This is a genomic window from Hymenobacter lapidarius (assembly GCF_001816145.1).
In the GTDB taxonomy this organism is placed as follows: Bacteria; Bacteroidota; Bacteroidia; order Cytophagales; family Hymenobacteraceae; genus Hymenobacter; species Hymenobacter lapidarius.
On sequence record NZ_MDZB01000073.1, the window covers coordinates 69,385 to 78,483 of the forward strand.

Genomic DNA, 9,099 nt, shown 5'->3' on the forward strand with positions numbered 1-9,099 from the left:
GCAGCAGCTTAGGAGGTGGGCAAGCGCCTGAAACCAGGAAGCCTGGATGTAAGGGCAGACATATCCGGTGGCGCATAAGTTTAGCTTGGGGAAAAGTTTGGTTCAATTGGCACCGGGGCTGTTCGCTTGCTGCGCTTGCGCTACCCCTGCTTCATGCCTTTCATCCCGCTCATGTGTGGAGCCTGGCCCTTCCCGAGTTGGTCGAGGGCAGCCCGAAAGCCCGTGGCCAGTTGGGCGGCCGGGCCCCGGCCGTAGTAATGCAGGAACATCATGCGAGGCGTATCGCCAAGCATGTGGTTGTGGACCGCCACCACTTCGAGCTTATGCATGCGCAGGGTTTTGATAACCGGGTTGACTTCGTGCTCCAGCATGGCGATGTCGCCGGCGATGTGCGCGTCGTCCTGTTTGCCGGCGAAGGCGGCCCACGAGTTGAGGCCAATGGCCGCGGTCATTTCCGTGCCCATCATCAGCGACTGCACATCGTCGCGGCCCACGGTGTACTTGTAGGTGGGGCCGTTGACCACGCCCTTGTACTGGACCACGGCATCCAGCGCGGCCAAATCAAACAGCTCCTTGCCCGTGGGTGGACCGGCGGCGGGCGTGGCATTGTTGCCGGCTTGCGACGCAGCCGGGGCCGCGGGCTGGTTGGCCGGCAGCAGCTTCGAGTCTTTGAGGGCAACTGCAAATTTCCTCGCCAGCTCGGCCGGGGTGCCCATGCCCGAGATGTGCATGTAGAAGATGCGCGGCTCCTCGTAGAAAAAGTGGTTGTGGATGGCCCCGATTTCCAGGCCCTGGGCCAGCGCGGCTGATATGAGCGGGTTGACTTCCTCTTGCAGCAGCACCGTGTCGCTCATCAGCATGGCCGACTTGCCATCGAGGGTGTGCTTGATGGCTACCCACCCACCGAAACCAAAGGAAATCGGTACGGGCTCGCCCTTAATGCGCACGGTTAAGTCGTTGCGCGGCAGGGCCATCAGGTGCGTGGCCTGTGCTTCGTTATAGGCTCCTTTTTTGCCCATTGCGGCGTCGATGGCCGCGCGGTCGGCGGGGCTTAGTGCGGGCGTTTTGCGGGAGGGGGGAGCCGCCGGCCCCGACGCCGCGGCCAAGGCTTCGGGCCCGCTCACGAAAGCGGTAGCGCCCAATACGGCGGCGGCCCGAAGGGCATCGCGGCGGGAAACGGGGGAGTTGGTCATACAGTAGCGGAGAGAAAGGCAGGTACCTGGGGAAGATATACGCTACGGATTACCCGGGGTTGAGGCCGACGCCACCCCCAGGAGGTAGCAACTCATTACCCGGCCAAGTGAATTCAATTTTTGTGACGAGGACTTAATTTAAATGCCCCAATTCACGCAGGATTACCCTTAATAGTGGAACGTGAGGCCGGCACCCCACCCGTACTGGTTGTCGTAGTTGGCACTCAGGGAGGCATACTTGCGGGCCATGCAGCGGAAGCCGATGGTGAATTCGCGGTCGTTGTGAGGTGGTCGGGTGAATCTGGACAGAACAGGATGGTATCTTGAGGTGGTTGGGTAAAACTGGACAGAATAGGTTCTTAATTTTCCCATCGTCATAAAAGACAGTCCCCCACCTGCTAAACTTCGGCGCTATGATGTCGCCTTTCGCGCCGAGGCGCTACGCCTAGCCAGTGAAAGCCGCTCACCGTGGGGCGGAGCCGGAGCCGGCCACCGCCACCGAACTGCGCCAGTTGCGGGCCGCTAACCGGTGGCAGGCCCAGGAGTTGGAAATTTTAAAAAAACCATCGCCATCTTCTCACAGACACCGGACCAATGAGCCGTTACCGTTTCATCGAAGCGCAACGGGACCATTACCCCGTGCGGCTGCTCTGCCAGCAACGAAGGTGCTCGAAGGCCGCGAGCGGCCCGTTTTTGCCGACCTAGCCGACGCACAGCGCAGCGCAGCGTCGCCGATTATTTTGACTACTATAACCACGAGCGGCTGCACTCCAGCATCGATTGCCAGATGCCGCATCACACTCACCGACAGCTTCTTCAAGTTAGTACCCTGAGCTGTCCAGCGTAATCAGGGGGTCGAGCACCAGGCGCTGCCCCTCGCGCAGCACGCCCACTTCGGTGGCCTGCATTTCGAGTAGGGCCTTGATGCTACGCTTGGCCCGGTTCAGGGCCGCGTCCTGAAACAGCTCGCCCACGGTGTAGAACAGCATCACGGCCACGCCCTCGGCATATTTACCAATGGCAATGGCCCCGATGGTGGCAATGCTCATGAGCAGAAACTCGTTGAAGATGTTGCCCGAAGGGATGCTCCGCACGGCCGAGCGCAGCACCTTCCAGCCCACCAGCAGGTAGGCCACCCCGAACCAGAGGGCCCGCACGTAGCCGCTGAAAAAGCCGCCCCGGTAGTAATCCAGCGCAATGCCGGCTAGCAGCAGCCCCAGGCTGATGCCCGGTACCAGGTAGGGGTAGTCGCCGGCCGGGCCGTGGTCATCGCCGGAAGCGTGGTCGTGGCCGGCGTGCTTGTCGGCGGGCCGGCCGGCCAGGTCCACCACTTTCTTGCCGGCCGGATGGTGGTGGCCGCGGTGGTCGTGGCCGGGCACGTCGTGGCCTTCGGGCGAAGCCGCGGCCTTGGGCGTGAGCTGCTCGCGGGTGAGGGCCCCCACGTTTTCAGGTTGCACCTGCTTGGCGGTGTTCAGCTCCTCGTCGAGATTATCGGAGGAAAGGTTGGGCATGGGCGAAGGAAATCAGACGAAAAGACGCCGGGCCACGAGCCGGCCCGGCCTATTCTTCCTCCTCGGCGTTTTTGAGCTTGCCGAGCAGCGAATACGCTCCTTCTACGACAAAGCGCAGGGGTTTGCCCAACTCGGCAGCCGGCAGGTGGAATTCGGTGTAGCCGTCCTCGCTCACGCCCCGCATGACGGGCACCATCCGGTAGGAGGCCGTGCCGGCTGGGCCGGCTGCGTTGGTGGCCACAAATACGTAGGCCTGGGCGCCGTACTGCACCACGGCTTTTTCGGGGAGCGTGGGCACGGTCACGCGGTTGGTTTCGATGACGGCCCGCACGAAGGTGCCCGGCAGGAGCTGCTCGTCTTCGTTGTCCAGATGGGCGTGCACCCGCACGGTGCGCTCGTTGCTGATGGTTTTGCTGATGAGGTAGACGCGGGCGGTGCGCTCCCGGCTCACCGAATCGTTGCCCAGGGTGAAGCGCACCAGCTGCTGCTCTTTCACCTGCGGAATGTCTTTCTCAAACACCATCAGCTCCACGTGCAGGTGTTCGGGGTTCACGATTTCGAATAGCACGTCGGTGGGCGTCACGCTCTGGCCCACGCTCACGTTCACGGCCTTCACGAAGCCGCTTTTGGGCGTGCGCACCGCGGCCGTGGTCACCATGGCCCCGCCCACGGGCAGGCCCGCGAAGCGCAGCCGGGCGGCCTGGGCGTTGGTTTTTACCTGCATGGCCTCGTATTCGGCCTGCGCGCGCTGGTAGTTTTTCTGGGGGGCTACTTCCTGGCGGTACAGCTCGCCCTGCCGCTCGTACTCGGCCTTGGCAAATTTGAGCTGGCTGCGGGTTTCCAGGTAGTCCTGCTGCAGCTGCACAAAATCGGGGTTGCGAATGATGGCCAGCACCTCGCCGGCCCGCACCTTGGTGCCCTGCAGCAGCTCGGTGTGTTGCACGAAGCCGCCCAGCGGGGCACTCACCGAAGTCAGGTTTTCGGGCGGCACGTCCAGCACGCCGTTCACTTTCAGGCCGCCGCTCATGGGGCGGTTGGTGAGGGTGCCCAGGCGCAGGCCGCCCATCTGCTGCTCGGCGGCGGTCAGCGTCACCTGGTCGGGGATGGCGGCCTCGCCCGTTGCAGGGGCGGCTTCCGTTGGGTCAGCAGTGTCGGCGGGGGCTTCGTTTTTCCCACAGCCCAGCAGCACGCCGAGCAGTAAGCAATACAGAGGAATCTGTTTCATAAGGAAAGGCTGCCGTGAAGAAGCCGGCCCGGGCTATTGCGCGCCGAGCAGGTATTCCAGGTCGATGACGGTTTGGTTGTGTTGCAGCAGCGCGTCGAGGTAGTCGAGGCGCAAGCGGCGGGCCCGCTCCAGGTTGAGCAGGTATTCCGAGTAGCCGGTTTCGCCGGCCTTGTAGGCCAAGGTGGAGAGGCGCGTGATGACGGTGGCCTGCGGCAGGGCCGTTTGCTCGAAGTAGCCGAGGCGCTCCTGCTGCTCGGCGCGGCGCGCCAGCAGCTCGTCAATCCGGCCGGCCAGCTCGGCGCGGTAGCGGCCTAGCGAGGCCAGCGCCACCTGCTCCTGCAGGCGGGCGGCCTGCACCCGCGCTTTTTGCGCCCCCCGCAGCAGGGGCACGGCTACGCCCGCCTGCACGCCTTGAAAGCGGGCGCCGGGCCCGTAGTAGCTTTCCACGCCCAGTTCCAGCTGCTGGTAGCCAATGATGGATTGGTTGAAGTAGCCCACCGAAAACTCGGGTAGCCCGCGGGCCTGTTCCACGCGGGTTTCGGCCTGCCGCTGGGCTACCTGCTGCCGCAGCACCTGCGCCTGCGGGCTGCGCGCCAAAGCAGCCGAGTCGTTGGGGGCGGGCACCGCGGCCAGCAGTACCAGGGGCCGCAGCATGCTATCGGCCACGGCCACGGCGGCCGGCACCTGCAGCAGGGCCTGCAGCTGCCGCTGCGCCACCCGGAAGTCGGTTTGGGCGGCCCGCAGCTGCGTCCGGATTTCGCCCTGCTGCACCAGGGCCGTGGCCGGCTCCAGCCGCGCCGCCTCGCCGGTTTTGAAGCGCAGGTTGGCAGCGCGCAAAAACTCGGAATACACGCTGTCCTGCCCGCGCAGCACCCGCAGCCGGTGCCGGGCGTGCACGGCCTGCTCGTAGCTCAGGCGCACCTGCCGGCGCAGCTCGGCCCGCACCAGAGCCATCTGCTGCTGCTGGCCTTCGATGCGGGCATCGGCCAGGCGGGCGGCGTTGCGGTACACGGCGGGCAGGCCCAGCGACTGCGTGATGGTGAACAGGTTGTCTTTATTGGCCGAGTTGTACTGCCCGTAGCTGCCCGTGATGGTGGTGCGGCCCACGTCGTAGGCCGCCCGGCGCACGGCCTGCTGGGCTTCCAGCGCCCGCTGCCCGGCCAGTACCGTGCCATTGGTTTGCAGCGCCTGCGCCACCGCCTGCGGGGCGGTGAGGGGATTTTGGGCTTGGGTGAGTAGTGGTAATAGTAGGAGCAGGAGCACGCCGGCTAGCTTCACCTCAACCCCCCCGCCCCCTTCTCCCGCGGAGAAGGGTGAGCTGGTCATGCGCGGTTCCAAATCGTCAGGCTCCCCCTTCTCGCGGAGAGCGGGGGGGTTGAGGTTTTCCGCTCACTCAACGCGTAGAGCACTGGCAGTACCAGCAGCGTGAGCAGCGTGGCCGAAACCAGGCCCCCGATTACCACCGTGGCCAGGGGGCGCTGCACTTCCGCGCCGGCCGACTGCGACAGGGCCATGGGCAGAAAGCCCAGCGAGGCCACCGTGGCAGTCATCAGCACCGGCCGCAGGCGCACTTCGGTGCCGCGCAGGATGCGCGCCAGCGGGTCGGTCATGCCTTCTTCTTTGAGCTGATTGAAGTAGCCAATGAGCACGATGCCGTTGAGCACGGCCACCCCAAACAGGGCGATGAAGCCCACGCCGGCCGAGATGCTGAAGGGCATGTCGCGCAGCCACAGCGCCAGCACCCCGCCAAGGGCCGAGAGCGGAATGGCCGTGAAAATCAGCAGCGACTGCTTGAGCGAGCGGAACGTGAAAAACAGCAGCACGAAGATGAGCAGCAGCGCCACCGGCACGGCAATGCTCAGGCGGTCGGTGGCCTGGCGCAGGTTCTCAAACTGGCCGCCGTAGGTGGTGTAGTAGCCCGGCGCGAACTTGATTTGCCGGTCTATTTTGGTTTGAAGCTCCTGCACCACGGTGGCTACGTCGCGGCCCCGCACGTTGAAGGCCACCGAGATGCGGCGCTTGGCGTCGTCGCGCTGAATCTGGTTGGGGCCCTCGCGCAGCTCCACGCTGGCCACCTGCTCCAGGGGCACCTGCCGGCCGTTGGGCGCGGCAATGAACAGCCGGCGCACGCTGGTGATGTCCTTGCGCAGGTCGGCCCGCAGGCGCAGCACCAAATCGAAGCGGCGCTCCTGCTCAAACACCTGGCCGGCCACTTCGCCGGCAAAGGCCGTTTGCACGGCCCGGTTCACGTCGGCCACGTTCAGGCCGAACTGCGCCAGGCGGTTGCGGTCCAGGGCCACCACAATCTGGGGCAGGCCCGTCACCTGCTCCACGTACACGTCCTCGGCTCCCGGCACCTGGCGCAGCAGCCGGCCCGCCTGCTGGGCGTAGTCGGCTAGCTGCTGCAGGTCTTCGCCGTATATTTTGAGCACCACGTCCTGCTTGGCGCCCGAAATCAGCTCGTTGAAGCGCATCTGAATGGGTTGCTGGAAGCCGAACGTGACGCCCGGAATCACGCTCAACGCCTGGGACATTTTCTGGGCCAGCTCGTCGCGGTTCGGGGCCGAGGTCCAGTCCTTCTGGTCTTTCAGCACCACTATCAGGTCGCCGGCTTCCACGGGCATGGGGTCGGTGGGGATTTCGCTCGACCCAATTTTGGCCACCACCTCCCTCACTTCCGGAAATTGCCCTTTGAGAATGCCGCCGGCCTGCTGGGCTTTCTCCACGGTGTAGCTCAGGGAGGAGCCCGTGAGCGTGCGCATCTCCACGGCAAAGTCGCCTTCGCTGAGCTGGGGAATAAACTCCCCGCCCAGCGTGCGAAACAGAAAAAATGCCCCCACCAGCAGCCCCGCCGCGGCCGCGAGCACCACCGCCTGACGGCGCAGCACCACTTTCAGTAGCGGATGGTAGAGCCGGGTAAAAAAGGCCATCATGCGGTCGGAGAAGGTGGGCGTCGCGTCCGTGGACCGGCTCAGGGCCAGGGCAGCCATCATGGGCACGTAGGTGAGCGAGAGGATGAAGGCGCCCAGAATGGCAAAGGCCACGGTTTGGGCCATGGGCCGGAACATCTTGCCCTCAATGCCGACCAGGGCCAGCAGTGGCAGGTACACAATCAGAATAATGATTTCGCCAAAGGCCGCCGAGGAGCGGATTTTGCTGGCCGCGTGGTAGGTCTCGTCGTTCATTTCCTGCTGCGTGAGCCGGCCGTCTGCGGCGAGGCCGGGCGCGTGCCCGCCGTGCAGCCGGTGCACAATGGCTTCCACGATAATGACGGCCCCGTCTACAATCAGCCCGAAGTCAATCGCGCCCAAACTCATGAGGTTACCCGACACGCCAAACAGGCGCATCATGCTCACGGCAAACAGCATGGCCAGCGGAATCACGGAGGCCACCACCAGGCCGGCACGCCAGTTGCCTAAAAACAGCACCAGCACAAACACCACAATCAGCGCCCCCTCCAGCAGGTTGGTGGTCACGGTGTCGATGGCGCGGTTCACCAGGTGGGAGCGGTCCAGAAACGGCTCCACGCTCACGCCCTCGGGCAGGGTTTTGCGGATGGTGGCCATGCGCGTTTTCACGTCCTTGATAACCTCGGCGGCGTTGGCGCCCTTTAGCATGAGCACCAGCCCGCCCGTCACTTCGCCCTTGGGAAGCGTCATGGCGCCGTAGCGCACGGCTGCGCCGTAACGCACCTCGGCCACGTCGCGCACCAGCACAGGCAGTCCGGTGCTGGTACTGCGCACCACAATGTTGCCAATGTCGGCCAGGGACGTCACCAGCCCCTCGGTGCGGATGAATGCGGCCGTGGGGTTCTGGTCGAGGTAGGCGCGCCGGCGTTCTGGTTGTTGGCGGCCACGGCCTGGTACACCTCGTTCACCGTCACGCCCAACGAGCGCAGGCGCTCGGGGTCGAGGGCCACTTCGTACTGTTTCAGCAGGCCGCCAAAGGAGCTGACGTCGGCCACGCCGGGCGTGCCCAGTAGCTGCCGACGCACCAGCCAGTCCTGAATGGTGCGCAGCTCGGTGGCAGTGTACTTCTTTTCGTAGCCCGGCTTGGCCCGCACTAGGTACTGGTAGATTTCGCCCAGGCCGGTGGTTACCGGGGCCAGCTCTGGGCGGCCCGTGCCGGCAGGTATCCGGCTTTCGGCGTCGCGCAGCCGCTCGCTCACCTGCTGGCGGGCCCAGTAAATATCAATGTTGTCTTCGAAGACGATGGTGACCACCGACAAGCCGAAGCGTGAGAAGGAGCGCACCTCCACCCGGCCGGGAATGGTGGCTATGCTCTGCTCGACGGGAAAAGAAACGAGGCGCTCAATCTCCTGCGCGGCTAGCGAGGGCGCCACCGTGTACACCACCACCTGGTTGCTGGTGATGTCGGGCAGGGCATCGATGGGCAGCCGGCTGAGCGAGTAGCCGCCCCAGGCCACCAGGGCCAGGGTGAGCAGCCCGATGATGAGCTTGTTGTGGATAGAAAAATGAATCAGCCGGTCAAACATCCGTTGCTGTGGGGGTTAGGTCTAACGCTTCGGTGAAACCCTGCGGCGCGGCCCGTGCGAAACGCACGAACAAAGCAGCCGAAACGCGCGCAGCGTCCGGCCATCCGGTGAGGGGAGCAGGAAAAAGGGGAAGAATCAGGCTCGCGGCGGCTGCCACACGGTGCCAGCTACCCGATTGGGCGCCGCCACCACCAGCACGGCGTGGCGCGGCCCAGCAGCCCACTGCACGGAATGCGGAAAAGCCAAGCGCGCCGTGCCGGCAAAGGATACCACGGCCCCGGCGCAGCACTGGCACTGGCACAGCGGCGAGCACCAGTCACTCAGCACCGCGCGGCCGTGGTCGGAATGCGCGCTGGCACTGATGCTCGTCGGGGCCAGTTTCACGCCCCCCAGGGCCTCGTCGGCGCAGGGCAGGCACGAGAGGCAGGCGAGGTACAGGGAAAAGAGCAGGGCAAACAGACGCATCGGGGCAAAGGTAGGCGGGTTGCGCTTACGCGGCACGGGGTAAACAGCAGGCGGTAGGCTTGGGTTCGGGGACCAGCTGCGCGGCCGCCAGATGAGCACGACGGTCTGTTTACTTTTCAAGCACGCTAGTTAAAGCTATGCCCTTTAGGGCAAGACTTTAGTTGCTACTCCCTTTCGGTAGCTTTGCCAGATGCAGCAGGCCCGCACTGG

The 9,099-nt window shown here is 64.8% G+C and carries 5 protein-coding genes and 1 pseudogene; all 6 read right to left on the minus strand.

Features of this window, described 5'->3' with window-relative positions; genetic code table 11:
• Nucleotides 1-140 precede the first annotated feature (140 nt).
• The 6 genes and pseudogenes from BEN47_RS04330 to BEN47_RS04350 all read right to left on the minus strand — a co-directional run bounded on the left by BEN47_RS04330 (nucleotide 141) and on the right by BEN47_RS04350 (nucleotide 8,889).
• Nucleotides 141-1,193: a DUF1259 domain-containing protein gene (locus tag BEN47_RS04330; RefSeq protein WP_070725465.1), complete on the minus strand. Its 1,053-nt coding sequence runs from the start codon at nucleotides 1,191-1,193 to the stop codon at nucleotides 141-143.
• 168 nt (nucleotides 1,194-1,361) lie between these two features.
• Nucleotides 1,362-1,565 (minus strand): hypothetical protein, encoded by a 204-nt coding sequence (locus BEN47_RS20795; RefSeq protein ID WP_125921493.1) that lies wholly within the window; start codon nucleotides 1,563-1,565, stop codon nucleotides 1,362-1,364.
• Between the two features lie 449 nt (nucleotides 1,566-2,014).
• Nucleotides 2,015-2,704: a hypothetical protein gene (locus BEN47_RS04335; RefSeq protein WP_070725467.1), complete on the minus strand. Its 690-nt coding sequence runs from the start codon at nucleotides 2,702-2,704 to the stop codon at nucleotides 2,015-2,017.
• 49 nt (nucleotides 2,705-2,753) lie between these two features.
• Nucleotides 2,754-3,929, minus strand: a complete 1,176-nt coding sequence (locus tag BEN47_RS04340) for an efflux RND transporter periplasmic adaptor subunit (RefSeq protein WP_070725469.1) — start codon at nucleotides 3,927-3,929, stop codon at nucleotides 2,754-2,756.
• A 33-nt stretch (nucleotides 3,930-3,962) separates the two neighbouring features.
• Nucleotides 3,963-8,424 (minus strand): annotated as a pseudogene (locus tag BEN47_RS04345) (CusA/CzcA family heavy metal efflux RND transporter).
• Nucleotides 8,425-8,559: 135 nt separating this feature from the next.
• The gene (locus BEN47_RS04350) at nucleotides 8,560-8,889 is read right to left on the minus strand and encodes a DUF6660 family protein (RefSeq protein WP_070725471.1); all 330 of its coding nucleotides are present in this window, start codon (nucleotides 8,887-8,889) and stop codon (nucleotides 8,560-8,562) included.
• Between the last annotated feature and the right edge of the window lie 210 nt (nucleotides 8,890-9,099).